The sequence below is a fragment of the Streptomyces sp. NPDC087859 genome, from assembly GCF_044742595.1.
GTDB lineage: Bacteria > Actinomycetota > Actinomycetes > Streptomycetales > Streptomycetaceae > Streptomyces > Streptomyces canus_F.
Genome location: NZ_JBIUUU010000020.1, coordinates 13,941 through 37,980 on the forward strand (window position 1 = coordinate 13,941; position 24,040 = coordinate 37,980).

Here is a 24,040-nt window from a genome sequence, read left to right on the forward strand (position 1 = left end):
GGGGCCCATCTTTTTTAGGACCGTGTGGCCTTTACGCCGGGTATGCGTGCGTTTGCGTCGCCTTGACCGCGGCCCAGATCTCCGCGCCCGGGTGCAGGTCGAGTTCCGCCGCGGCGACCGTGGTGAGGTCCGCGGCGAGGGGGAGTTCGCCGGTGAGGTCGGCGCGGATCTGGTCGCCGTGGGTCTCCAGGCCGGCCACTTCGCAGCGCCAGAGGTTGCGGGCGCTGGAGCCGGTGGGGCGGTCGCGGTAGAGGGTCACGGCGGACGGGGGGAACGCGACGAAGGCCTCTCCCGTGAGGTGCTCGGTGGTGGTGATGTCGGGGCCGGCCTCCAGGTGGACCGTGTGGCCTTCCGACCGGCCCTTGTAGAGGTTCAGGCCCACGAGCTGGGCGATGTAGTCCGTACGGGGGTGGCGGGCGATGTCGGATGGGGTGCCCTCCTGGACGACCTGTCCGTGTTCGATCACGACCAGGCGGTCGGCCAGGACCATCGCGTCCAGGGGATCGTGGGTGACCAGGACGGCGACCGCCTCGAAGTCGGCCAGGTGGCGGCGGAGTTGGGAGCGGACCTCCAGGCGGGTGCGGGCGTCCAGGGCGGCGAGGGGTTCGTCGAGGAGCAGCAGGCGGGGGTGGGTGGCCAGGGCACGGGCCAGGGCGACGCGTTGGGCCTGGCCGCCGGAGAGGCTGCGGGGTTTGGCTGTGGCGTGGTCGCCGAGGCCCATGCGGGTCAGCCACTCGGTCGCCTGTCGGCGGGCCTCTGCCTTTGTCGCGCCCTGGCAGCGGGGACCGAACGCGATGTTGTCCAGGGCTGTGAGGTGGGGGAAGAGGAGGTAGTCCTGGAAGACGACGCCGACGGGGCGGGATTCGGGGGGTGTGCGGTCCAGGTCGGTGCCGTCGAGGCGCAGGTGGCCGGCGGTGAGGGGGGTGAGGCCGGCGAGGGCGCGTAGGGCGGTGGTCTTGCCTGCGCCGTTGGGGCCGAGGAGGGCCACCACCTCGCCGGGGGCTGCCGTGAGGGTGATGTCGAGGTGGAAGGTGGGGTGGGTGACGATCAGGTGGGCGTGGAGGCCATTGTCGTCGGGTGCGGGTGGCCCCTGTGGGGGCTTGGCGCCGTCGGCGGCTGAGGGTCGCATGGTCGTCATGACGCCGTCATCCAGCGGTCCCGCAAGCCCGCCAGTACCGCGATCGACACCGCCAGGAGCACCAGGCTCAGGGCGATCGCCGCTGCCGGGTCGCTCTGGAGGGCCAGGTAGACCGCGAGGGGCATGGTCTGGGTGCGGCCGGGGAAGTTGCCGGCGAAGGTGATCGTGGCGCCGAACTCGCCCAGGGCCCGGGCCCAGGCGAGGACGGCGCCGGCCGCGATGCCGGGGGCGATCAGGGGGAGGGTCACGCGGCGGAAGGCGGTGAAGCGGGAGGCGCCCAGGGTGGTGGCCGCCTCCTCGTAGCGGGGGTCCGCCGCGCGCAGAGTGCCCTCCACGCTGATGACCAGGAACGGCATCGCCACGAAGGTCTCCGCGACGATGACGCCCGCCGTGGTGAAGGGGAGCGTCACGCCGAACCAGGAGTCCAGCCACTGACCCACGATGCCGTTGCGGCCCAGAGCCATCAGGAGGGCCACGCCGCCCACCACCGGAGGCAGGACCAGGGGCAGGGTCACCAGGGCGCGGACCAGACCGCGGCCGGGGAACTCGGTGCGGGCCAGGAGCCAGGCCAGGGGGACGCCGATCAGGAGACTGAGGGCGGTCGCGGCCGTGGCGCACACCAGGGACAGACGTAGCGCCTGCCACACCTCGGCGCTGGTCAGCTGCTCCGGGAGGGTGCTCCAGGGGGCCCGGACCAGCAGGGCGACCAGGGGGAGGATCAGGAACGCCAGGCCCAGCAGGGCCGGAAGGAGGAGGGGCAGCGGCACGCCCTTGAACGGCTGTCGGCCGCGTCCCCGTCGCGGACCGCCCTTGAGGGTGTCCGCGGCGCCGGTCCTGCCGAGGGAGGTCACGGCTTGAGGAACCCGGCCGCGGTCAGGACCTTCTGGCCCTCGGCGGACCGGACCAGCTCGATGAACGCCTTCGCCGCGGCGGCGTTGGGGGCGTCCTTGAGCAGGGTGATCGGGTAGTCGTTGATGGCGTCGGCCGACTCGGGGAAGTCCACGCCCTCCACCTTGTCACCCGCGGCCCGCACATCGGTCTTGTAGACCACCGCGGCGTCGGCCTCCTTGAGCTCGACCTTCGTCAGAGCGCTCTTGACGTCCTGCTCGTAGGAGACCGGGGTGAGCTTGAGGCCGGCGGCGTCGAGGGCCTTCTGGGCGGCGGCACCGCAGGGCACCTCCGCGTCGCACAGCACGACCTTCAGGCCGGACTCGGTGAGGTCCTTGAGGGAGGTGATCCTGTCCGGGTTGCCCGGCAGGGTGGCGATCTCCAGCTGGTTGCGGACGAAGGTGGCGGGCGTGCCCGTGGCGTCCTCCGCGGCCGTGACGATCTTCATGGTCTTGGGGCTGGCCGCGGCGAACACATCGGCGCCGGCACCGTTCGTGATGCTGGCGGCCAGGGTGTCGCTGCCGCCGAAGTTGAAGGTGACCTCGGTGCCGGGATGCGCCTTCTCGAACTCCTTGCCCAGGGTCGTGAAGCTCTCCTTCAGGGAGGCCGCGGCGAAGACGTTCACCGTGCCGGACAGCTTCGCCGACTCGGACGCCGAGGTGTCGGAGCCCGCGGAGTCGGAGTCGGAGGAGGAGCAGGCGGTCAGGGCCAGCAGCGCGGCGGCGCCGGCACCGGTCAGCCGCAGGGTGCGGCGGGTGCGACGGGTCCGGCGCGCGGAACGGGTCATCACGGTCTGCTCCTTCACGGTCTTCGGGCAGGGGCCTGTCGAAGACCCTGCGGCGATGATACTGCCGCATATGCAAGGCGTAAGTCTCCTGTCGCATCGCATGATCCGGCCCCATCGCGGGTTGGGGTGCGCATGTGCGTTTGTACGAGACTGCCTTGTCGGGGGTACGGGGGCTCGGGGCCCGGGGGCCTGGAGGGGGCTCAGGTGCGGTCGATGTGTACGTTTGTCGACTTCACGCGGGCCGTGGCCTCCATGCCGACCTCCAGGCCCAGTTCCTCGACGGCCTCGCGGGTCAGCAGGGAGACCAGGCGGTGCGGGCCGGCCTGGATCTCGACCTGGGCGGCGACGTCGCCGAGCTTGATCGCGGTGACGATGCCGGGGAAGGCGTTGCGGGCCGAGGTGTACGACGGCTCCTCGTCGCCGGTGTCGCCCCTGGCCAGCTCGACGGAGAACGCGGCCAGGTCCTGGCCGTCGATGAGCCGACGCCCGGCCTCGTCGCGGTGGGTCGCCATCCGGCCCGCGTCCGCCCAGCGGCGCGCGGTGTCGGGGCTCACGCCCAGGAGTCGGGCCGCCTGGCCGATCGTGTACGACTGCATGCGGATCACGATAGGGGCATCAACGGGGAACGGAGGGTGCGGGGTTGAGCGTTGGGTATAACGCGATATAGCTTTAGTTCGACGCCTGGGATCGGAGTGAGGGCATGTCGGGTGAGTTGGCGCGGGGTGGCGGGGGCGCACCGGTCGAGCTGAGGGCCTCGCATATGGACCGGGACCGGGTCGTGGACGTGCTGCGTGTCGCGGCGGGGGACGGCCGGCTGACCGCTGAGGAGCTGGACGAGAGACTGGAGGCCGCCCTGTCCGCCCGCACTCTGGGGGAGCTGGCCGGGCTGACGGCGGACCTTCCGGCGGACGCGGCCGGCGAGGTCAAGGACGTCGTCCGGATCGAGCAGCAGGGCGGGTCGGCCGTGCGCGGCGACGGGTGGACGGTACCCCGGCGGCTCGAGGTCGAGTCCTCCTGGGGTGACGTGACGCTCGACTTCACCGACGCGGTGATCACGTACGACACGCTCCATGTCGACCTCGACATGCGGGGCGGGACGCTGCGGCTGGTGACGCGGCCCGGCGTCGTGGTGGAGACCGACGCGCTCGTCGTCGAGTACGCCCAGGTGAAGACGCGTCCTGCCGGTGACTCCGGCACACCTGTCGTGCTGCGGGTGGAGGTCGGCGGGCGGCTGCGGTACGGCAAGGTCGTGGCCCGGGGGCGGCGGGGGTTCCTCAGGAGATCCCGGACGCCCTGAGTACCGACAGGGCGGTCTCGTCGTCGATCTCCCGGCCGAGGTGGCGCAGTGCGTCCGTGCTCTGGCGCAGAGTGCCGTGTTCGAGCGAGTGGCGTACGCCCGTGTCCAGTTCGTGCCAGAGGAAGGGATTGGTGATCAGGACACGGGGGTCGCATTCCAGGCGGTTGCCGTGGGTGTCGCGGAGGATCAGGTGCGCGGAGATCCTGCCGTAGAGCTGTACCGATACCAGGGCGTCCGTGTGGACCCGGTGGTGGCCTGCGAGGCCCTGTACTTCCAGCCAGCCCGGTCCTGCGGTGATGCGTTGCGGGAAGAGGACCGCGAAGACCGCGGCGGACAGGGTGAGCCAGAGCAGGGCGCGGGTGAGGGTCAGGGTGCCCATGTCCCAGTCGACGAACAGGGTCAGGGCGTCGAAGGTGAGGGCGAGGCCTGCCGCCAGCCGGACGGTGCCACGCCAGTGGCGGTCGTCGGCCGAGGGTGGGGGGTTGCTCCGTCCGCTCGGTCGCATGAGTCGACGGTAGGGCGGGACGGGGGTGGGTGTGCCGTCACTGGCGGTGCTCTGACGTCGTTCCGTTGAAGAATGACGCGATTTCTATGGCAGCGCGGGCGCGGGTGTGGTCTGGGCATCCGGTCTCTTCGACCGTCAGCCCGTGTGCACCCTCGGGCGGCGGGCCCTGTCCGGTTCTGCCTCGCGGAGGACCTCTCGGGTGACGGGGGCTACCTCGCCCTGGCCGAAGAGGAAGAAGCGGAGGAAGTTGGCGAAGGGGTTGCCCTCGGTCCATTCGAAGTAGATGTGGGGGGTGCAGCCGGTCGTGTCGCGGACGTGGAGCAGGAGCGCGGCCAGGGCGTTGGGGATGGAGGAGGACTCCAGGGTCAGGACGCGGTAGCGGTTGTGGAGGACCTCGCCGCGTACCGTCAGGCCCGCCTCGAACTCGGAGGGGTCCAGGACCGTGACCTCCACGAAGACGAAGTCCTCCTGGCCGGGGATGTCGTTGTCCTCGCGGATCTGCTCGATCTTGTCGCGGTACTCGGCTTTGTCGCGCTGGTCGGGCTCATTGGCGATGAAGCGGATCTTGCGGCTGGCGATGTCCCTGATGAAACGTTCCGCCATGGGGTCGAGCGTCACGCTCGTCACGCGGAGCTCGAAGGCCCGGGCCAGACGGGAGAGCAGGGAGACCAGGATGATGCCGGCGATGAAGCAGGCGCCGATCTTCACGCCGTCCGGGCGCTCGATGACGTTGACGACCGTCGTGTAGAGGAACACCGCCGAGATGACGGCGAAGCCGATGGTCCAGTTGCGCTGGCCGGCCTTGCGGGCGGCGATGGTCACCGCGATCGCGGCGGAGCTGATCAGGACCAGTACGCCGGTGGCGTAGGCGCCGCCCTGGGCGTCGACGTCGGCGTCGAAGATCCAGGTGACCAGGAAGGCGATCAGAGTGAAGACGATGACCATCGGGCGGACGGCCCGGGCCCAGTGCGGGGCCATGCCGTAGCGGGGCAGGTAGCGCGGCATCAGGTTCAGCAGGCCGGCCATCGCGGAGGCGCCGGCGAACCACAGGATGGCGATCGTCGAGACGTCGTAGACCGTGCCGAAGGCGCCACCCAGGTACTCGTGGGCGAGGAAGGCGAGGGCGCGGCCGTTGGCCTGGCCGCCGGACTCGAACTCCTTCTCCGGGATCAGGAGGGTGGTGATGAAGCTGGTGGCGATCAGGAAGCAGCTCATGATCACGGCGGCGGTGGTGAGCAGCTTCTTCGTGTCGCGGATCCGGCCGGCCGGGTTCTGCTCGGTCTCGCCGGGGTCACCCTTGACGTGCGGCATGACGGCGACGCCGGTCTCGAACCCGGAGAGGCCGAGGGCGAGCTTGGGGAAGACGATCAGGGCCACGCCGATCATCACGAAGACATTGCCGTGCTCGTTGGTCAGGGCGGTCGACCAGTCGGTGACCACGTGTCCGGCGGTGACGACGTGCCAGAGGCCGACGAGCACGACGACGACGTTCAGTGCGAGGTAGATGCCCACCAGGACGACCGCGACGCCGATCGCCTCCAGGAAGCCCTTGAGGAACACCGCGCCGAGCAGGGCGACCAGGATGAGAGTGATCAGCAGCTGTTTGTCGTGCAGGGCGCTGTTCAGGTGCGGGTTCTCGACGAGGTGGGTCGAGGCGTCGGCGGCCGACAGGGTGATGGTGATCAGGAAGTCGGTGGCGGCGAAGCCGAGGAGGGTGAGGACGAAGAGCTTGCCCTTCCAGAAGGTGAGCAGGCGCTCCAGCATCGCGATCGAACCCTGGCCGTGAGGGCTCTCCTCGGCCACGCGGCGGTACACGGGCAGGGCGCCCGCCAGGGTCACGATCACCAGGACGATGGTCGCGATCGGGGAGAGCAGGCCGGCCGCGAGGGCGGCGATGCCGGGCTGGTAGCCGAGGGTCGAGAAGTAGTCGACGCCGGTGAGGCACATGACCCGCCACCACGGCCGGCCCTCCGGCTCCGGCTGGGGCTCCGTGGGCCGGGCCGGCCGGCCGTGGTCGCCCTTGCCCATGTCGGACAGGCCTTCCAGCATCCAGGCGCGCAGCCGACCGGGCGGCGCGTGTTCGGTGGTGGCCATCGGGGCTCCTGTGCGGCTCAAGCGTGTGGTTCCGGCCATCACCTGGACGGCCGCATCAGCGTAAGCGGAGAGTGACGTCAGGGCCCACGGATGAGGGGGCTGGGGGCGTCAAGCTTCCGTTAAGACTGGCCTCGCGGATGGCCGCTCCACGACAAGACGGGAGCGTAGGGGCGGACTCGGGGCGGATCGCGGCGTTGTGGGGAGTGAGGGGGGCGGGGTGGCGGTGGCGGACACCCAGCGTCATGTCGTACGTCGTGAGTCGTGCGCGGAGCGGTTCTTGGCGGGATGGTGGTGGCGTCGGTCGCCAACGCCCCGTCGATGTCGGGGACTTCGAGGTGGAAGGCCACCAGCGGTCGGCGATCGCGGGCGGGCTCGGACAGAACCGTGAGCGACCGCCGTACGTGAAGGAGTAACCCGTCTGCTCTGGCCGCCCGTCCGTCCCTGCCGGGGGCGTGGGCCTGTGCCCCGGTGTCTTGTCGCCGGTCCTCTGGCCACCTACAGTGCGACTCCGTAACGTTCGCCAGATCATCCGAAAGTTTCGCCATGGTGCGACGCTCGAAGGGACTGACGCACATGCGGACGTACGGCAATCCTGTGATCGGCGGGTTCCATCCGGACCCGAGTGTGTGCCGGGTGGGGGAGGACTACTACCTCGTCTGTTCCAGCTTCGAGTACTTCCCGGGCGTGCCGCTCTTCCACAGCCGTGACCTGGTGCACTGGCGGCAGATCGGCAATGTCCTCGACCGGCCCGGGCAGTTGGAGCTGCCCGACGACCTGCCCGCCTCGGCGGGTATCTACGCGCCCACGCTGCGCCATCACGACGGCCGCTTCCACCTGATCACCACCAATGTCGGGGCCCGCGGCAACTTCATCGTCACCAGTGAACGTCCCGAGGGGCCCTGGTCCGATCCCGTATGGCTCGACCTGGCCGGGATCGACCCCGACCTGGCCTGGGACGAGGACGGTTCCTGCTGGGTCGCCGTCGCCGGCTGTGCCGTCGCGCGCATCGACCCGGGGACCGGCAAGGTGCTGGAGGGACCGCTTCCGGTGTGGTCCGGGTCGGGCATGCAGGACCCTGAGGCACCGCACCTCTACCGCATCGGTGAGTGGTGGTACCTCCTGGTCGCCGAGGGCGGTACGGCCCATGGGCACAGCGTCTCGATCGCCCGGGCGCGGTCGCCGCGCGGGCCCTATGAACCGGCCCCGGCCAATCCGATCCTGACCCACCGCAGCACCGGTCTGCCCGTCCAGTGCACCGGCCACGCCGACCTGGTGGAGGCGGCCGACGGCACCTGGTGGATGGTGCTCCTCGGTACCCGCCCGCGCGGCTACTTCCCGTCCTTCCACGTGCTGGGCCGCGAGACGTTCCTGACCCCGGTGGAGTGGGTCGACGGCTGGCCGAGGGCGGAGCCGGTGCTCGAGCGGCACCCGGCGCCGGCCGCCTGGCACGCCGTGGAACCACCGCCCGCACGGGACGACTTCGACGCCGCCGACCTGGCCCCGCACTGGATCTCCCCGCGCCGCAGGCCGGACGGCTCGTGGTCGCTGGAGGAGCGGCCGGGATGGCTGACCCTGCGGGCGGCGGGCGCCAGCCTCGACCGGCCCGGGCACACCTTCGTGGGGCGCCGTCAGCAGCACCACGACTGCCGGTTCGCGGCCCGGCTGGACCCCGGGTCGGGGCGCGCCGGACTCTCCGTCAGGCTCGACGAGGCGCATCACTACGACATCGAGGTCGCCGGGGGAGAGGCGGCCGTGTTCGCGCGGATCGGCCCGGTGCGCCAGTGCCTCGCGCGGCGGACGGTGGAGCCGGGGCCGGTCACGCTCACCGTGGAGGTCCGTACGGACTCACTGGTGCCCCCAACTGGACAGGAGGAGCCGGGAGTTCGCGCAGGCGGCCCCGACGTGGTGGCGCTCGGGATCGACGGCGTACGGCTCGCCGAACTCGACGGCCGTTATCTGTCCACGCAGGTCGCCGGTGGCTTCACCGGGCGGGTGGTCGGGATGTACGTCATCGAGGGCAGCGCGGCCTTCGACTGGTTCGAGTATGTGCCCGAGCCGCAGCCGTAGTTCCGGAAAGCGTCGGAAACTCTCGGTCCGGGCCGATCGGTGCCAACCGGCCCCGACGCCGGGGAAGTCGGCCGCAGATTCACCGCGTACAAGGGGTTGCCACCGTTTGGCAGCTGTCTCTAGGGTGCGGCATCAACGAACCTTTCTGGATCAACTCCGAAACTTTCGGTCCAGCGGACGGGCGCAGACGCCCCGTCCCGTACCCAAGGAGCACACCATGGGCGACCCGGCACTGTCCCGCCGCGGCTTCCTGGCGGCGTCCGCCGCGGCCGGTCTGGGCATGACCGCACTGAGTGGCTGCGGTGACTCGGATGATGAGGGGTCGTCCGACGGGACGACCACCATCGAGTGGTGGAACATCTCCACCACCGAGCCGGCCAAGAGCGTCTGGGCGGCCCTCGCCAAGAAGTTCGAGGCCCAGAACCCCAAGGTCAAGCTGAAGATCGTGCAACTGGAGAACGACGCCTACAAGTCGAAGATGACGGCACTGATCGCCTCCGGGAAGCTCCCCGACATCTTCCACACCTGGGGCGGCGGCGTCCTCAAGCAGCAGGTCGACGCAGGTCTCGTCGAGGACCTCACCGACAGGACGAAGCCGTGGGCCGACAGTCTGCTGAAGGTGTCGAAGGAGGCCTACCTCCTCGACGACAAGGTGTACGGCATCCCGTTCGACATCGGCATGATCGGCTTCTGGTACAACAAGGCGCTCTTCAAGCAGGCCGGCATCGCCGAACCCCCCACCACCTGGGGCGCGTTCCTCGAAGCCGTCAGCAAGCTGAAGTCGAAGAACATCACCCCCATCGCCCTCGCGGGCAAGGAGAAGTGGCCCGGCATGTACTACTGGGCCTACCTCGCGATGCGCACCGCCGGTGCGAGCGCCCTCCAGAAGGCCTATGACGACAAGGACTTCACCGGCCCCGAGTTCATCCAGGCGGGCGCTCACCTCAAGACCCTCGTCGATCTCGAGCCGTTCCAGAAGGGCTACCTCAACGCCGCCTACTCCACCCCGACCGGCCAGGCGGCCACCGTCGGCAACGGCAAGGCGGCCATGGAGCTCATGGGCCAGTGGGCCCCGAGCGTGCAGGCCGACTCCGGCAAGGGCCTCGGGAAGGACCTGGGCTTCTTCCCGTTCCCCGCGGTCGAGGGCGGCAAGGGCACCATCACCGAGGTGTTCGGCGGCGGCGGTGGGCACGCCCTGCGCCGGGACGCCCCGCAGGCGGCCGTCGACTTCCTGAAGTTCTTCGCCTCCGAGGCCACCGACCTGGAACTGGTCAAGAAGACCGGCACCCTCCCGGTGGTCCCCGGCGCCGAGAGCGCCATCTCCGACCCCAACATCAAGGCCGTACAGACACAGTTGAACGCCGCCACCGGCTTCCAGCTCTACCTCGACCAGGCGTACGCCCCCGCCGTCGGCCAGGAGGTCAACGACAGCGTGGCCGCGCTCATAGCCGGCTCCAAGTCCCCCGAGCAGGTCGCCCAGTCGATCACGAAGTCCGCGAAGGAAGAGCAGTAGCAGGCGATGACCTCCACGTTCCTCGCAGACAAGCGGAGCGGCCCCGGCGCCGAGCCCCCGCCCCCGGACACCGTCAGGGCCCGGGGGCGGGCCCGGCGGCGCGCCCTCAACTGGCTCACGGCGATGGGCTTCCAGCTGCCCGCCCTGGTCCTCTTCACCGGGCTCGTGCTGCTGCCGATGCTGTTCGCGCTGTACGCCGCCTTCTTCCGCTGGGGCGGCTTCGGGATGCCCGAGGACTACGTCGGCGTCGACAACTTCACCGACCTCTTCGACAACCCGGTCTTCCTGGGCGACCTGTGGCGCTGCCTCGTCCTGGTCGTCCTCACCCTCGCGCTCCAGCTGCCGTTCGCGCTCGCCATGGCGGTCCTGCTCAACCAGCGGCTGCGCGGCCGGGCCGTCTACCGGATGCTGTTCTTCGCGCCCTACGTGCTGTCCGAGGCCATCACCGGCGTGCTCTTCAGCATGGTGTTCGCCCCGGACGACGGTCTGGCCGACCATCTCCTCGGCAGCATCGGCCTGGACAGCGTCGGCGGCGAGTGGTTCGCCGATCAGTCGTATGTGATGGCGACCCTGTTCATCGTCATGACCTGGAAGTACTTCGGCTTCCACATGATGCTCCTGCTGGCCGGACTCCAGTCCGTCCCGCGGGAGTTGACCGAGGCGGCGCTGATCGACGGCGCCAGCGCCTGGCAGCGCTTCCGCAGCGTCACCCTGCCGCTGCTCGCGCCCACCATCCGCATCAGCGTCTTCCTGGCCGTCATCGGCTCGATCCAGCTCTTCGACCTGGTGTGGGTGATCACCCAGGGCGGCCCCGACCACCACTCCGAGACCATGGCCGTGACCATGTTCCAGTACGGCTTCAAGCGCTACCAGGTCGGCTACGCCAGCGCGATCAGCGTGGTCATGTTCGGGATCTGCCTCGTCTTCGCCCTCGCCTACCAGCGGTTCGTGCTCCGCCGCGACCTCGAAGGGGCCACCACCACGATGAGGGGGGCCGGGAAATGAGCCGCAGGAACGCCCGTACGTTGCCCTTGCACTTCATCCTCGTCGCCGTCGGCGTGGTCATGCTCGTCCCCCTGGTGTACGCCGTGCTGTCCGGCTTCAAGTCCACCGACGAGCTCTCCAGCAACCCCTTCGGACTGCCGAAGCGCTGGCTGGGGAGCAACTACACCGACATCCTCGGCGGCAGCGACTTCTGGAAGCTGCTCGGCAACAGCACGCTGATCGCGGTCGCCACGACCGTGCTCGTCGTCGCGGTGTCCGCGCTGGCGGCCTTCTCCTTCGCCCGCTTCGCGTTCCGGGGCCGGGAGGTGCTGTTCACCTTCTTCACGATGGGGCTGATGTTCCCCTTCGCGGTGGCCGCGCTGCCCCTGTTCCTGCTGCTGCGCTACCTCGGCCTGCTCGACAACCCGCTGGGCGTGATCCTGCCGCAGGCCGCGTTCGGGCTGCCGATGACCATCATCATCCTGCGCGCCTTCTTCCGGGAGATCCCCGGCGAACTGGAGGAGGCGGCCACCCTCGACGGGTGCAGCTCCTTCGGCTTCTTCTGGCGGGTGCTGCTGCCCATGGCCCGGCCCGCACTCGGCACCGTCTCGGTGCTCGCCGTCGTCACCAGCTGGAACAACTTCATGCTGCCGCTGCTGGTGTTCACCGACAACACCTGGTGGACGCTGCCCATCGGCGTCCAGCAGTTCCAGGGCCAGTACTCCGCGGAGTACGCCCGCGTCTTCGCCTATCTCGTCCTCGCGATGGTTCCCGCCCTCGCCTTCTACTCGGTCGCCGAGCGCCAGCTCGTCGGCGGCCTCACCGCCGGCGCAACGAAGGGATGACCCGCGCCGGGAGTTCGTACGGCTCACCCACACACCCGCACGTGAGGAGTCGCACCATGCGCAAGAACCGTCTCAGACTCGTCGGCGCCCTCGCCGTCGCCCTGATGGCCGCCGGGGTCGGAACCGGTGTGCCCGCCCAGGCGCACGACAAGCCGACCACACTCGCCGAGCTCGCCCAGCGGCACGGCCGCTACTACGGCAGCGCCACGGACAACCCCGAACTCGTCGACGAGCCCTACAAGGCGATCCTCGGCAGCGAGTTCGACATGATCACCCCCGGCAACGGCCAGAAGTGGTACGCCACCGAGCCCCAGCAGGGTGTCTTCGACTTCTCCCAGGGCGACGAGATCGTGAACCTTGCTCGCGCCAACCACCAGCGGGTACGCGGCCACACCCTGGTCTGGCACAGCCAGCTGCCCGACTGGCTGACCAGCCGCGAGTGGACGGCGACCGAACTGCGGGCCGTGCTGAAGAAGCACATCCAGACCGAGGTACGGCACTACCGCGGCAAGATCTACGCCTGGGACGTCGTCAACGAGGCCTTCAACGAGGACGGCACCTACCGCGAGACGATCTTCTACAAGACGCTCGGCCCCGGCTACATCGCCGACGCGCTGCGCTGGGCCCACCAGGCCGACCCGAAGGCCAAGCTCTACCTCAACGACTACAACGTGGAGGCGGTCGGCCCCAAGAGCGACGCCTACTACAAGCTGGCCAAGGAGCTGAAGGCGCAGGGCGTCCCGCTGCACGGCTTCGGCCTCCAGGCGCACCTCGCGCTCCAGTACGGCTATCCGACCACCCTCGAGGACAATCTGCGGCGCTTCGCCAGGCTCGGCCTGGACACCGCGCTCACCGAGGTCGACATCCGGATGATCCTGCCCGCGGACGAGACCAAGCTGGCCACACAGGCCCAGTGGTACCGGGATCTGACCGATGCCTGCCTCGCGGTGCGCCGCTGCGTCGGCATCACGCTCTGGGACTACACCGACAAATACTCCTGGATCCCGGCGTTCTTCGAGGGCCAGGGCGCGGCGCTGCCGTGGGACGAGCAACTGCGGCCCAAGCCCGCCTACTTCGCGATCAAGGAGGCGCTCAAGAAGTAGCGGTACGGCGATGAGACGCCCGGCGGCTGGGCACGGAGGGGAGTCCGCCGGGGTGCGGCCCGGCCCGGCGGTGTGGCTCACCGCCGGGCCGGTGCCGGGTCAGCGCGCCGGGGGTGCGGTGCTCGCGCGGACCACCAGTTCCGTACCGAGCTCCACCCTCGGCGAGTCCGGCTGCTCGTCGCGGGCCAGCTTGAGCACCGTGCGGACGGCCAGCTTGCCCATGTCGGCGAGCGGTTGACGGACCGTGGTGAGCGGCGGGGCGGACCAGCGGACTTCCGGAAGGTCGTCGAAACCGACCAGGCTCATGTCCTCCGGGACCCGGAGCCCGCGTCTGCGCAGTGCCTCGATCGCGCCGAGCGCCATCTGGTCGCTGGCCGCGAAGATCGCCGTGGGCGGTTCGGGCAGGTCCAGCAGCGCGTTGCAGCCCTCGAAGCCGGACTCGGGGTGGAAGTCGCCGGGGACGACGAGGGAGTCGTCGACCGTGAGCCCCGTGCCCTCCAGGGCGGCGCGGTAGCCGTCGAAGCGGGCTCGGGAGCACAGCAGGCGGGGCGGGCCCGAGATCAGGCCGATCCTGCGGTGGCCCAGCGACAGCAGATGCTCGGTGGCCGCCATGCCGCCCGACCAGTTCGCGGCGCCGATGGTGGGGGCGTCCAGCGCGGGGGAGCCCGCCGGGTCGACGACGACCAGCGGGACGCCGAGGATGCGCAACTCCTCGTGCAGCATCGGCTCCAGGACCGAGGTGACCAGGATGACGCCGTCGGAGGCGCGGGCCCGCAGGTTGCGCATCCACTCGCGGGCGTCGCCGGAGCGGCCGTGGATCGCCGAGACCACGGTGCCGACACCGGCCGCGTGCGCCATCTCCTCCACCCCGCGGATGATCTCCACCGCCCAGGGGCTGTCGAGGTCGTTGAAGACCAGGTCGAGCAGGGCCGCACCGCTGGGGGAGGTGCTCGGGCGCTTGCGGTAGCCGTACTGGCGGAGCAGTTCCTCCACGCGGGCCCGGGTCCTGGGCGACACGTCGGAGCGGCCGTTGACGACCCGGGAGACGGTCGGCACGGAGACGCCGGCCTGTCGGGCGATCTCGGTGATCGTGACCCGGCCCCCGGTCTCGGGCGCCCCCTCGGTGTCGACCTCGTGTGCTGTCAACTCCCCACCTCCGTCGACGGATCGAAACTTCCAGGAGTCTTCCGGAAAACGGGTGCCCGTGGGAAGTGCGTCAGGGAGAACAGCGCATTCCGCATGCGGAACTACACGGAGTGATCGCCCCCGGACATGCGTCGGGGCCGGTTCGCAGCACAGGTCTGCGGGCCGGCCCCTCAAGTCACCGGGCGGTCGGTCCCACCGCCCGGCAGCGCCCTCAGGCGGCGGTCATCACCTGTTCGGTGCCCATGGGGCGGTGCGGGGCGATGATCTTGCCGTCGGGCAGGAGCTCACCGGTGTCCTCGAATTGCAGAACGCCGTTGCACAGCAGGCTCCATCCCTGCTCCGGGTGGTGCGCCATGAGTCGGGCGGACTCCCGGTCGGCGGATTCGGCTGTCGGACACGGCGGCTGGTGCTGGCACATTGGTGGGATCTTTCGCTTTGTCGTGGTTTTCATCGCTGCCCCCGTTGTGATAAGTCGGTCGGAACCAGTGTTGCCCTACGGGCGTCAATCCGCAGGGATTTGGCAGCACCGCTACTCACAGGTTCATGACGCATCACCCGCGCGGACGGTTCATTCCAACTGCACTGTCTCTTCGGGTGGTTCGGGATGGTCGGATGGGGCTAGTCCGGACGGGGTGCGGGCATGAAAAGGGCTCGTACGAGCTGTATTTCGCTCGTACGAGCCCTTTAGTCGAAGAGGTCAGGCGAGCTGTCCCAGAAGCGGGGCCGGAGTCGCGCGGTGGGTCAGCACCGGCAGCAGTTCGGCGACGCGGTGCGGCCGGTGGGCCGCGATTCCGGGCGGCGCGGGCGCCAGCGGGACCAGCAGATCCGTGGCGGCGGGATGGCCGGTGGCGCCGTCGGCCGTGAGGTCGCCGTGCAGCCAGAGGGTGAGCATGTAGAGGCCCGGGACCGACAGCAGGCGGGGTTGGTAAGGCTGTTGCATGGTCTCGGCCTGACGCAGCGCACGCTCGGTGGAGGCGATGTAGGGGCCCTCGAAGAAGTGCGAGAAGGCCCAGCCGTCCGGGGTCAGCCGGGTCTCGGCGGCGGCCACCGCACGCTCCTGGCAGCGGATCAGGAAACGCCACCCGGTCAGTCGGGTGGCGGAGGCGCCCGCGGCGGTGATCTCGTCAAGTACGTGTACGGGCAGTGGGAGTTCGGGTGTCGCGGGTCCCTGGGCGGTGCGCAGGGAGGGAGTGCGGGCCTCGCGGACGGCGGTGGGCGAACCGAGCGCGGTGAGGACGGAGCGAAGTGCGGGCGCGGGAGCCGGGGGGACATGCAGCGGCATGGTGGGTCGCCTCTCATTCGACAGGCACAGTGGCGCGCGGGCGTGGGCGGACGGCGCTGTCAGCTCGCGGGGTCAGAGAGGCGGGGGCCGGGTCATGGGTGCGTGGGGTGTGCGTGAGACCTGTCGTACGTCACCTCGACGACAGGATCAACAGACTGTCGGCGCCAACCTTCTGCCTCGTTCGCGGAGTTTATACGACACGTGTTCAGACGGTGTTTCGTCTACCCGTTTCCGACGTGAACAGCAAGGGTCCATTCGGTCGGCGATACGTGGGAATCATCCCGATTTTTGGCGACGGTACGGCGATGACCTCGTTGAATACCGAGGGCGCGGTCGGCCAATTCTCGTCGGCGTTTTTCACGAGGCGGGCGGGGAACCCGAAACTGCACGGTGCCGCATGCCCGGTGAATGTGCCGCCGGTCACTTTCGACAGCGTAGCGGGCGCCGAGGCCGTGCGGGACGTTATCGATCGTCTCGACTGGGCATCATCCCACGTGACCCGACACCGGCGGCCGGATCTTCGGTCCGCCCATCCAAGGAGGGAAGCTTCGATGGGGGAGAAGGTCGCGGCAGGCCGATTCGACCTGTCCGATCGGCAGCTCTACCGCGCCAAGCTCCGCAAGTGCCTGACGGGACTGGAGCGGCTGCTGGCCGAGAAGCGGTTCGATCGCCCGAAGAACCTCATGGGGCTGGAGATCGAATTGAATCTCGCCGGTGCCGACGGTATGCCGAAAATGTTGAATGCGCAGGTTCTCGAGCGTATCGCAAGCCGAGATTTCCAAACAGAACTCGCCATGTTCAACCTGGAAGTCAACATAGCCCCACATCCCTTGGGCGGTCGGGTATTCGACCGGCTCGCCGAAGAAATCCGCACCTCGCTGGCGTATGCCCATCGAAAAGCGGGGGAGCTCGACGCGGGCATCGTGATGATCGGCATTCTGCCGACTCTGGACCGGGACGACCTGGTGTCCTCCAACCTCTCGGACGTCGACCGTTACGCGCTGCTCAACGAACAGATCGTGGCCGCCCGGGGCGAGGACTTCGTCCTGGACATCGACGGGATCGAGCATCTCGTCTGCACCTCGAAGTCCATAGCCCCGGAAGCCGCCTGCACCTCCGTGCAGTTGCATCTCCAGGTCACCCCGGGCCGCTTCGCCGACGTGTGGAACGCGGCGCAGGCCGTCGCCGCCGCGCAGATCGCCGTAGGAGCCAACTCCCCCTTCCTGTTCGGGCGTGAGCTGTGGCGCGAGTCGCGGCCGCCGCTGTTCCAGCAGTCCACCGACACCCGCCCGCCCGAGCTCCAGGCGCAGGGTGTGCGGCCGCGGACCTGGTTCGGGGAGCGGTGGATCTCCTCGGCGCACGACCTGTTCGAGGAGAACCTGCGCTACTTCCCGGCGCTGCTGCCGATCTGCGACGACGAGGATCCGCTGCGGGTACTCGACGAGGGGGGCGTCCCCTCGCTCGCCGAACTCGTCCTGCACAACGGCACCGTGTACCGCTGGAACCGGCCGGTGTACGGCATCGCCGACGGTGTCCCGCACCTGCGGGTGGAGAACCGGGTCCTGCCCGCGGGGCCCACCGTCACCGACGTCATCGCCAACGCGGCCTTCTACTACGGCGTGGTCCGCGCCCTCGCCGAGGAATCCCGGCCGGTGTGGACCCGGCTGCCCTTCGAGGCCGCCGCCGCCAACTTCGACGCGGCCTGCGAGCACGGCATCGAGGCCCGCTTCGACTGGCCGCGGCGCGGACGGTACGGCGGCGGGCTGACCCAGGTCGACGCCGTCACCCTGATACGCGACGAACTGCTGCCGCTCGCGGCGGCGGGCCTGGACGCGTGGGGGGTCGAACCCGCGGACCGCGACCTGTACCTGGGCGTGATCGACGAGCGGTGCCGACGGCGGGCCAACGGGGCGACCTGGCAGGCCGCGACGTTCCACCGGGCCCTGGAGTCGGGTCTCGACCGTGATGCCGCACTCGCCGCGACGACCCGGCGCTACGCCGAGCTGATGCACCTCGGCGAGCCGGTGCACACGTGGCCGGTGGGGTTGCCGGAGCCGGTGCCGCTGGGGTGAACGCGGGCGTGGGCCGAGGCCGTCGTGGACCGCCGGTCCGTGCCGTCGGGGCTCATCGTCGTCGCGGCGGAGTCGGGGAGGAAAGGGCGTGGGGACCGGGCGGGTGGGGCCCGCCGCCCGCTCAGCCCTGCCCGCTCCCCTCCGCCCCCGCCGCCACGATCGCCTTGAGGATCACCTCGTGGATCTGGGACGGGTCGGAGACCTCCTGGCCCGTGCCGCCGGTGGACTCCGCGATCTGCTGGGCCTCTTCGCGGTCGGCGTCGGGGCCGACGGCGATCATGATCAGCGGGACCGGTCGGTCGGGGTCGGTGAGTTCCCCCAGACGCCTGACGAGCGTGGAGCGGGAGATGCTGCCGGGGTCCTGGTTGACGCCGTCGGTCAGCACGACCAGGGCGTTGAACTTGCCCTTGGCGTAGGAGGCGGTGGCCTCCGTGTACGCGGCGAGCGTGGTGTCGTACAGGCCCGTCGCGCCGTTCGGGACCGGCGCCAGCTCGCTGAAGGCCGCCGACAGCTTGTCCCGCTGGGTTCCGCCGTCCCTGCTGTCGCCGAGGCGTCCGGTCGGGACGAGGACGCGGTAGTCCTTGTCGCCGTCCAGCTTGGTGGAGAACTGCCACAGACCGATCTCGTCCTCCGGCGTGAACGTGGCGAGCGCCTGGAGGAGGGATGCCTTGGTCACGTCCATGCGTGACCGGTTCGTGCCCGGGACCAGCTCGGACATGGAGGAGGACGCGTCGACGACCGTGGTGACCCGCGCGCTCTGCACCGTGATCGTCCAGGTGCCGAGAGCCTCCTGGAGGGCCGCCTCCGAGGCCGGCTTGAGGGCGTCCTGCGCGTACGGCTGCGGCTTGCTGCCGCCGGCCCGTGTCACCAGCGTCCGCGCGACCTGGTCGGCGGAGGTGCGGAACCCGTACTTCTCCATGAGCCGGCGCTGCTCGGGCTTGCGCAGATAGTTCATGAACTTCAGCGCCGCCCGGCTCTCGTCGGTGCTCAGCGCCGCCTGGTCGACCAGCGAGTACGGATAGTCGAGCCGGGGCGAGCCGTCCTTGGGGTAGAAGAGGTCGAGACCCTCGCCGTCGGCCGCGGTGTTGTAGGTGAACGCCGCCTGCTCGCTGAGGATCAGCGCCTGGTTGCGCTTCGGATTGCCCTGCTCGGTGCCCGAGGCGTCGCGCGGCAGGGTGTCCAGGACCTGGGTGTCGCTGTCGGAGGTGCGCTGCGACAGGCTCTTCATCATCGCCGCGGCCCGGGTGTCCCCGTCCTTGATCTTGGCGGCGCCGGTGCCCAGCTGGGTCAGGGCGAGCAGTCCGGTGGCGCTGCGCGAGGGGTCGGCCGCGCCGAGCTTGAGGGAGTCGTCCCGCATCGTGGCGCCGACCAGCTCGATCCAGCTGTACGACTTCTCCGGCCACCCCAGCGACTTGGCGGCCTCCGGGACCATGGCCACGCCGACCGGGCTGGAGGCGAAGCTGCCGACCGGGGTCACCTCCGTCGCCTTGGTGTCCGCCGCGACCCGCTGGACCCACAGCTCCGAGTCCGGTACCCACACCTGGACGTCGGTCGGCCTGCCTGCCAGCAGCGTGTCCGTGAGCTTGTAGGAGTCGTGCGCGGTCACCTCGACGTCGACGCAGCGCCCGTCGGAGGTGAGGCCGATGTCACGGGCCCGCTCCGCCGCGGCGCGCAGGGCCGGGGCCATGTCGGGTGAGGCGGCGAGCCTCAGGTCCACCGCGTCGTCCTGGCAGGAGGAACCGAAGGAGAGCAGTCCGCTCTGGACGGCGGCCGCGGTGCCGCCCGCGACGGTCAGGACGAGCACGGTCGCGATGGCCACCGTACGGCGTCGGGTGCGTGGCCGGGGGTCGCTGCCGCCCGCCCCATACTGATCGGGCAAGCTGTGACGTCCCATGACGGTGGTGCCCCTCCCTGTTGTTACCTTCTGCCGGTCTCACGGCCGTATGGCATGCAGAGGGGAGGTCAGCCCCGTACGGTGTCCGTCCCCCAACGGCCAGTCGCGCACGATCTTCGCAACTTCTTTCGAGACCCTAGCGGGGCGGCGATGGGGATGGGACGGGAATACTGAATTGGAGTCAGGTGTGCAGGGAGAGGCGGGCCGCGTGGCCGATTCTTTTCCGGAGGAGGGGCTTTCGCGACGGATCTTCCGGGATGAGACGCTGCTCGTTCTGGGGCTTTCGCTCGGTGCGAGCGGAGTGTCCGCCCTGATCAGCTTTGTCGGATCGGTCACCAAACCGGGCGGCCTCAAGGACCAGGCGGCCACCCTCAACGCCTCGGCCGCGCCGGGCCGCCCCTGGCTCGATCTGGCCTGGCAGCTCTTCGGGATCGCCTCGTCCCTCGTGCCCGTCCTGCTCGTCGCGCACTTCCTGCTGCGCGAGGGCGGAAGCCTGCGCACCCTCGGCTTCGACCGCACCAGGCCGTGGCCCGACCTCGGCCGCGGGGCGGCGGTCGCGGCGGTCATCGGCAGCACCGGAATCGCCTTCTACCTGGCCGCACGCGGGCTGGGATTCAACCTCACGGTGGTGCCGGAGGCGCTGCCCGAGGTGTGGTGGAAGTACCCGGTACTGATCATGTCCGCGATGCAGAACGCGATCCTCGAAGAGGTCATCGTCGTCGGGTACCTGCTGCGCCGGCTGGGCCAGTTGGGCTGGACGCCCGGGGCCGCGCTGATGGCCAGTTCCGTACTGCGCGGCTCGTACCACCTCTACCAGGGCATCGGCGGCTTCATCGGCAACATGGTGATGGGCGTGGTGTTCGTCTACCTCTACCGCCGGTGGGGACGCGTGGGACCCCTGGTGGTGGCGCATTCGCTGCTCGACATCGGGGCGTTCGTCGGCTACGCGCTGCTGGCCGGGAAGGTGGGCTGGCTACCGACGGCGTGAGCCGCCGACAGCCGGCCCGCGAGGCTCACACGAGCAGCTCGCCCTCGATCGTCGTGACCGCCCGGCCGGTGAGGAGCGTGCGGTCGCCGACCAGCCGGGTGCGGACCCGGCCGGAGCGGGGCGAGGCCTGCAGACCGGTGAGTTCGGTACGGCCCAGCCGCTCGGACCAGAAGGGCGCCAGGGCGGTGTGGGCGCTGCCGGTCACCGGGTCCTCGTCGATGCCGACGTTGGGGAAGAAGCAGCGGGAGACGAAGTCGTAGCCGAGCGCGGGGTTCTCGGCGCGGGCGGTGGCGATGATGCCGCGCTCCGAGTAGGCGCCGAGGGCCTTGTGGTCGGGGGTGAGGGCGTGGACGGTCTTCTCGTCGGCGAGCTCGACGAGGAGGTCGCCGACGTTGGGACCGGTGTCGAACGTGGTGAGCGGCTCGGCGCCGAGGGCCTTGTCGACCCCCTCCGGGGGCTCGACCGGGGTCAGCGGCGCGGTCGGGAAGTCCAGGGTGATCGACCCATCCGCACCGGGCGTCGCGATGAGCACACCGCTCCGCGTGGCGAACCGAACCGGCCCCTCGTGGGCGCCGCTGGTGTGCAGCACATGGGCCGTGGCCAGCGTCGCGTGCCCGCACATGTTGACCTCGGCGGCCGGTGTGAACCACCGCAGCGCCCAGTCGGCCTCGCCGCCCCCGGGAAGACGGTGGGCGAACGCCGTCTCGGCGTGATTGACCTCGACGGCGATGTTCTGCAGCCGGTTGTCGTCCGGGAAGGCGTCCAGCAGCAGGACCCCGGCCGGGTTGCCGGCGAAGGGCCGGTCGGTGAAGGCGTCGACTATTCGGATACGCATGACGGCGACGCTAGGCCGACCACGAAGGCGCAGGCCAAGGCCAATTCCGGGTCACTGGACCGATTTGGGGGACCCCCGGGGAGCCGTGGCCCCTGGACGAGCTCGGCGATGCGGTGCGACTGTCGTCAACGCGTCCCGCGCACACGACAGTTCAGGAGGCCGCCATGTCCCAGCCGTCCGTTCTCGCCGCGCTGCTGTCCGGGCTGCGGAGCGGTGCGATCGAAGTCGTCGATCTCACCTCGCCCCTGTCGTCGCGGACGCCGGTGATCCGGTTGCCCGAAGGGTTCGGGCAGACGCAGGTGTTCGAGCTGGAGGAGATCAGCCGGTACGACGACCGGGGGCCGGCTTGGTACTGGAACAACTTCCGCACGGGTGAGCACACCGGTACGCACTTCGACGCGCCCAACCACTGGGTGACCGGCAAGGACCTCGCGGACGTGGCCTCCGTACCGGCGAGCCGGCTGATCGCGCCCGCCGCCGTGCTGGACTTCTCCGCCGCGGCCGCCGAGGACCCGGACTTCCTCGTCGAGGTGGACCACATCAAGGCCTGGGAGGCGGAGCACGGCCCGTTGCCCGAGGGCGGGTGGCTGCTGCTGCGCACCGGCTGGGACGCGCGCTCGCACGCGCAGGAGGAGTTCCTCAACGCCGACGAGAACGGCCCGCACACCCCGGGCCTGTCCCCGGAGTGCGCCCGCTGGGTCGCCGAGGAGTCGCCGGTGATCGGCCTCGGCACCGAGACGGTCGGCACCGACGCCGGAGGCGCCCACTCCTTCGACCCGGCCTTCCCGTGCCACTCCTACCTGATGGGCAACGACAAGTACGGCCTGACCCAGCTGCAGAACCTCGCGGAACTGCCCGCCACCGGTGCCGTCGTCGTCGCCGGCCCGCTGCCGATCCTCAACGGTTCCGGCTCACCCGCCCGCGTCCTCGCCCTGGTGGAGCGGTCATGAAGGTCGCCGAAGCCGTCGGCCGGGCCCTGACCGCGGCCGGCGTGGACCATGTGTTCGGCGTGGTCGGCTCGGGCAACTTCCACCTCACCAACGCCATGGTGGCCGCCGGGGCCCGCTACGTCGCCGCCCGCCACGAGGGCGGAGCGGCCACCATGGCCGACGCTCATACACGGATGAGCGGGAAGGTCGCCGCGCTGAGCGTGCACCAGGGGCCCGGCCTGACCAACGCCCTGACTGGTGTCGCGGAGGCTGCCAAGAGCCGCACGCCCCTCCTCGTGCTCGCGGCCGAGGCGACCCGGCCCACCTCCAACTTCCACGTGGACCAGGAGGCGTTGGCCCGGGCCGTCGGCGCGGTCACCGAGCGCGTGACGTCCCCGCACTCCGCGGTCGAGCAGGCCTGCGACGCCGTACGACGCGCCCTGCACGAGCGCCGCACGGTACTGCTCAACCTCCCCCTGGACGTGCAGGCCCTGGATCTGCCCGACACCGCCGCGATCGCCGCCGCCCCACCACCCGCGCGGTCCGCCGTCGAGCCGTCGGAGGCCGATGTGGCGGCCCTGGTGACGGCCCTCCGACGCGCCCGCCGCCCCGTCTTCGTGGCTGGCCGGGGCGCCCGTTCACCCGGCGCCCGCGACGCCCTCACCGCGCTCGCCGACCACCACGGCGCACTGCTCGCCACGTCGGCCGTGGCCCACGGTCTGTTCCACGGCAACCCCTGGTCGCTCGGCATCTCCGGCGGCTTCGCGTCCGACCTGGCGGCCGAACTGATCCAGGGCGCCGACCTGATCGTCGGCTGGGGCTGCGCCCTGAACATGTGGACCATGCGGCACGGCCGTCTCATCGGCCCGGACGCCACCGTCGTGCAGGTCGACGACGACGCGTCCGCCCTCGGCGCCCACCGGGAGGTCCACCTCGGTGTCGTCGGCGACGTGACCCGCACCGCCCGGCGCGCACTCGACGCGGGCGGCGCACGGCGGCAGGGGTACCGCGCGCAGGCCATCGGCGTGGGGGTGCGCCGACGGGACGTGCCGTACGAGGACGAGAGCACCCGGGACCGCATCGACCCGCGCACGCTGAGCATCGCGCTCGACGACATCCTCCCGGCGGAGCGGGTCGTCGGCGTGGACTCCGGGAACTTCATGGGATATCCGAGCGCCTATCTGTCGGTGCCCGACCAGGACGGCTTCTGCTTCACGCAGGCCTTCCAGTCGATCGGCCTGGGTCTGGCGACCACGATCGGCGCGGCCCTGGCCCGGCCCGACCGGCTGCCGGTGGCCGTGCTCGGTGACGGCGGCGCGCTGATGGGCGCGGCCGAACTGGACACCGTACGCAGGCTGGGGCTGCCGATGGTGGTGGTCGTCTACAACGACGAGGGATACGGGGCGGAGGTGCACCACTTCGGTCCGGACGGCTTCCCGCTCGACACGGTCACCTTCCCGCCGACCGACATCGCCGCCATCGCCCGCGGTTACGGCTTCGAGGCGGTGACCGTGCGAACGCGCGCCGATCTCAAGGCCGTCGAGGACTGGGTGGCGGGGCCGCGGTCGGTGCCGCTGCTGGTCGACGCCAAGGTGGCGGGGCAGCACGGGGCCTGGTGGCTGGAGGAGGCCTTCCGAGGGCACTGACGAAGGCCGGACGGTCCGGTCGGGCTG

The 24,040-nt window shown here is 70.4% G+C and carries 21 protein-coding genes; 10 read left to right on the forward strand and 11 right to left on the reverse strand.

Features of this window, described 5'->3' with window-relative positions:
* Window positions 1–31: 31 nt before the first annotated feature.
* The 4 genes from ACIOHP_RS38650 to ACIOHP_RS38665 form a co-directional block, all read right to left on the reverse strand.
* Complete coding sequence (locus ACIOHP_RS38650; RefSeq protein ID WP_401895087.1) at window positions 32–1,129, reverse strand: ABC transporter ATP-binding protein; 1,098 nt, start codon at window positions 1,127–1,129, stop codon at window positions 32–34.
* Between the two features lie 5 nt (window positions 1,130–1,134).
* On the reverse strand, window positions 1,135–1,989 hold the full coding sequence (locus ACIOHP_RS38655; RefSeq protein ID WP_361547303.1) for an ABC transporter permease: 855 nt from the start codon (window positions 1,987–1,989) through the stop codon (window positions 1,135–1,137).
* Window positions 1,986–2,813 (reverse strand): molybdate ABC transporter substrate-binding protein, encoded by an 828-nt coding sequence (modA, locus tag ACIOHP_RS38660; RefSeq protein WP_401894786.1) that lies wholly within the window; start codon window positions 2,811–2,813, stop codon window positions 1,986–1,988. Before modA ends, ACIOHP_RS38655 begins: the two co-directional genes overlap by 4 nt.
* A 200-nt stretch (window positions 2,814–3,013) precedes the next feature.
* The gene (locus tag ACIOHP_RS38665; protein ID WP_361493616.1) at window positions 3,014–3,418 is read right to left on the reverse strand and encodes a helix-turn-helix transcriptional regulator; all 405 of its coding nucleotides are present in this window, start codon (window positions 3,416–3,418) and stop codon (window positions 3,014–3,016) included.
* Window positions 3,419–3,513: 95 nt separating this feature from the next.
* Between ACIOHP_RS38665 and ACIOHP_RS38670 the strand changes: the two genes are divergently transcribed.
* Window positions 3,514–4,110 carry a DUF1707 domain-containing protein gene (locus tag ACIOHP_RS38670; protein ID WP_401894789.1) on the forward strand — a complete coding sequence of 199 codons (597 nt, stop codon included), beginning with the start codon at window positions 3,514–3,516 and terminating at the stop codon, window positions 4,108–4,110.
* On the opposite strand, the gene ACIOHP_RS38675 is transcribed toward ACIOHP_RS38670, so the two are convergent.
* Both ACIOHP_RS38675 and ACIOHP_RS38680 read right to left on the reverse strand, forming a co-directional pair.
* A complete protein-coding gene (locus ACIOHP_RS38675) occupies window positions 4,088–4,615 on the reverse strand; it encodes a hypothetical protein (protein ID WP_401894791.1) in 528 nt (175 codons plus the stop codon). The genes ACIOHP_RS38670 and ACIOHP_RS38675 overlap by 23 nt on opposite strands.
* Window positions 4,616–4,750: 135 nt before the next feature.
* Window positions 4,751–6,709: an amino acid transporter gene (locus ACIOHP_RS38680; protein WP_401894793.1), complete on the reverse strand. Its 1,959-nt coding sequence runs from the start codon at window positions 6,707–6,709 to the stop codon at window positions 4,751–4,753.
* A gap of 573 nt (window positions 6,710–7,282) precedes the next feature.
* On the opposite strand from ACIOHP_RS38680, the gene ACIOHP_RS38685 reads away from it, so the two are divergent.
* The 5 genes from ACIOHP_RS38685 to ACIOHP_RS38705 all read left to right on the forward strand — a co-directional run bounded on the left by ACIOHP_RS38685 (window position 7,283) and on the right by ACIOHP_RS38705 (window position 13,221).
* Complete coding sequence (locus ACIOHP_RS38685) at window positions 7,283–8,776, forward strand: glycoside hydrolase family 43 protein (protein ID WP_401895090.1); 1,494 nt, start codon at window positions 7,283–7,285, stop codon at window positions 8,774–8,776.
* Window positions 8,777–8,993: 217 nt separating this feature from the next.
* Complete coding sequence (locus ACIOHP_RS38690) at window positions 8,994–10,289, forward strand: extracellular solute-binding protein (protein ID WP_361493607.1); 1,296 nt, start codon at window positions 8,994–8,996, stop codon at window positions 10,287–10,289.
* 6 nt (window positions 10,290–10,295) lie between these two features.
* On the forward strand, window positions 10,296–11,294 hold the full coding sequence (locus ACIOHP_RS38695; protein ID WP_361493605.1) for a sugar ABC transporter permease: 999 nt from the start codon (window positions 10,296–10,298) through the stop codon (window positions 11,292–11,294).
* Entirely contained in the window at window positions 11,291–12,118 is an 828-nt protein-coding gene (locus ACIOHP_RS38700; RefSeq protein WP_401894796.1) for a carbohydrate ABC transporter permease, read from the forward strand. Before ACIOHP_RS38695 ends, ACIOHP_RS38700 begins: the two co-directional genes overlap by 4 nt.
* A gap of 56 nt (window positions 12,119–12,174) precedes the next feature.
* Window positions 12,175–13,221, forward strand: a complete 1,047-nt coding sequence (locus tag ACIOHP_RS38705; protein ID WP_401894798.1) for an endo-1,4-beta-xylanase — start codon at window positions 12,175–12,177, stop codon at window positions 13,219–13,221.
* A 99-nt stretch (window positions 13,222–13,320) separates the two neighbouring features.
* Here ACIOHP_RS38705 and ACIOHP_RS38710 read toward each other — a convergent pair whose 3' ends face one another.
* The 3 genes from ACIOHP_RS38710 to ACIOHP_RS38720 all read right to left on the reverse strand — a co-directional run bounded on the left by ACIOHP_RS38710 (window position 13,321) and on the right by ACIOHP_RS38720 (window position 15,649).
* Entirely contained in the window at window positions 13,321–14,367 is a 1,047-nt protein-coding gene (locus ACIOHP_RS38710; RefSeq protein WP_401894801.1) for a LacI family DNA-binding transcriptional regulator, read from the reverse strand.
* A gap of 211 nt (window positions 14,368–14,578) precedes the next feature.
* A complete protein-coding gene (locus ACIOHP_RS38715; protein ID WP_046258677.1) occupies window positions 14,579–14,785 on the reverse strand; it encodes a DUF5999 family protein in 207 nt (68 codons plus the stop codon).
* 279 nt (window positions 14,786–15,064) lie between these two features.
* Window positions 15,065–15,649: a hypothetical protein gene (locus tag ACIOHP_RS38720; RefSeq protein WP_361547331.1), complete on the reverse strand. Its 585-nt coding sequence runs from the start codon at window positions 15,647–15,649 to the stop codon at window positions 15,065–15,067.
* Between the two features lie 551 nt (window positions 15,650–16,200).
* Here ACIOHP_RS38720 and ACIOHP_RS38725 point away from each other — a divergent pair.
* Window positions 16,201–17,721, forward strand: a complete 1,521-nt coding sequence (locus ACIOHP_RS38725) for a glutamate--cysteine ligase (protein WP_401894804.1) — start codon at window positions 16,201–16,203, stop codon at window positions 17,719–17,721.
* A gap of 121 nt (window positions 17,722–17,842) precedes the next feature.
* Here the strand turns inward: ACIOHP_RS38725 and ACIOHP_RS38730 are convergent, their stop codons facing one another.
* Window positions 17,843–19,615 carry a substrate-binding and VWA domain-containing protein gene (locus ACIOHP_RS38730; protein ID WP_401894806.1) on the reverse strand — a complete coding sequence of 591 codons (1,773 nt, stop codon included), beginning with the start codon at window positions 19,613–19,615 and terminating at the stop codon, window positions 17,843–17,845.
* 187 nt (window positions 19,616–19,802) lie between these two features.
* Here ACIOHP_RS38730 and ACIOHP_RS38735 point away from each other — a divergent pair, with 187 nt between their 5' ends.
* Window positions 19,803–20,603 carry a type II CAAX endopeptidase family protein gene (locus ACIOHP_RS38735; RefSeq protein ID WP_361547340.1) on the forward strand — a complete coding sequence of 267 codons (801 nt, stop codon included), beginning with the start codon at window positions 19,803–19,805 and terminating at the stop codon, window positions 20,601–20,603.
* 25 nt (window positions 20,604–20,628) lie between these two features.
* Here the strand turns inward: ACIOHP_RS38735 and ACIOHP_RS38740 are convergent, their stop codons facing one another.
* Window positions 20,629–21,438: a PhzF family phenazine biosynthesis protein gene (locus tag ACIOHP_RS38740; protein ID WP_401894809.1), complete on the reverse strand. Its 810-nt coding sequence runs from the start codon at window positions 21,436–21,438 to the stop codon at window positions 20,629–20,631.
* Between the two features lie 164 nt (window positions 21,439–21,602).
* On the opposite strand from ACIOHP_RS38740, the gene ACIOHP_RS38745 reads away from it, so the two are divergent.
* Window positions 21,603–22,388, forward strand: a complete 786-nt coding sequence (locus ACIOHP_RS38745; protein ID WP_401894812.1) for a cyclase family protein — start codon at window positions 21,603–21,605, stop codon at window positions 22,386–22,388.
* Window positions 22,385–24,013: a thiamine pyrophosphate-binding protein gene (locus ACIOHP_RS38750; protein WP_401894814.1), complete on the forward strand. Its 1,629-nt coding sequence runs from the start codon at window positions 22,385–22,387 to the stop codon at window positions 24,011–24,013. Before ACIOHP_RS38745 ends, ACIOHP_RS38750 begins: the two co-directional genes overlap by 4 nt.
* The last annotated feature ends 27 nt before the right edge of the window (window positions 24,014–24,040 follow it).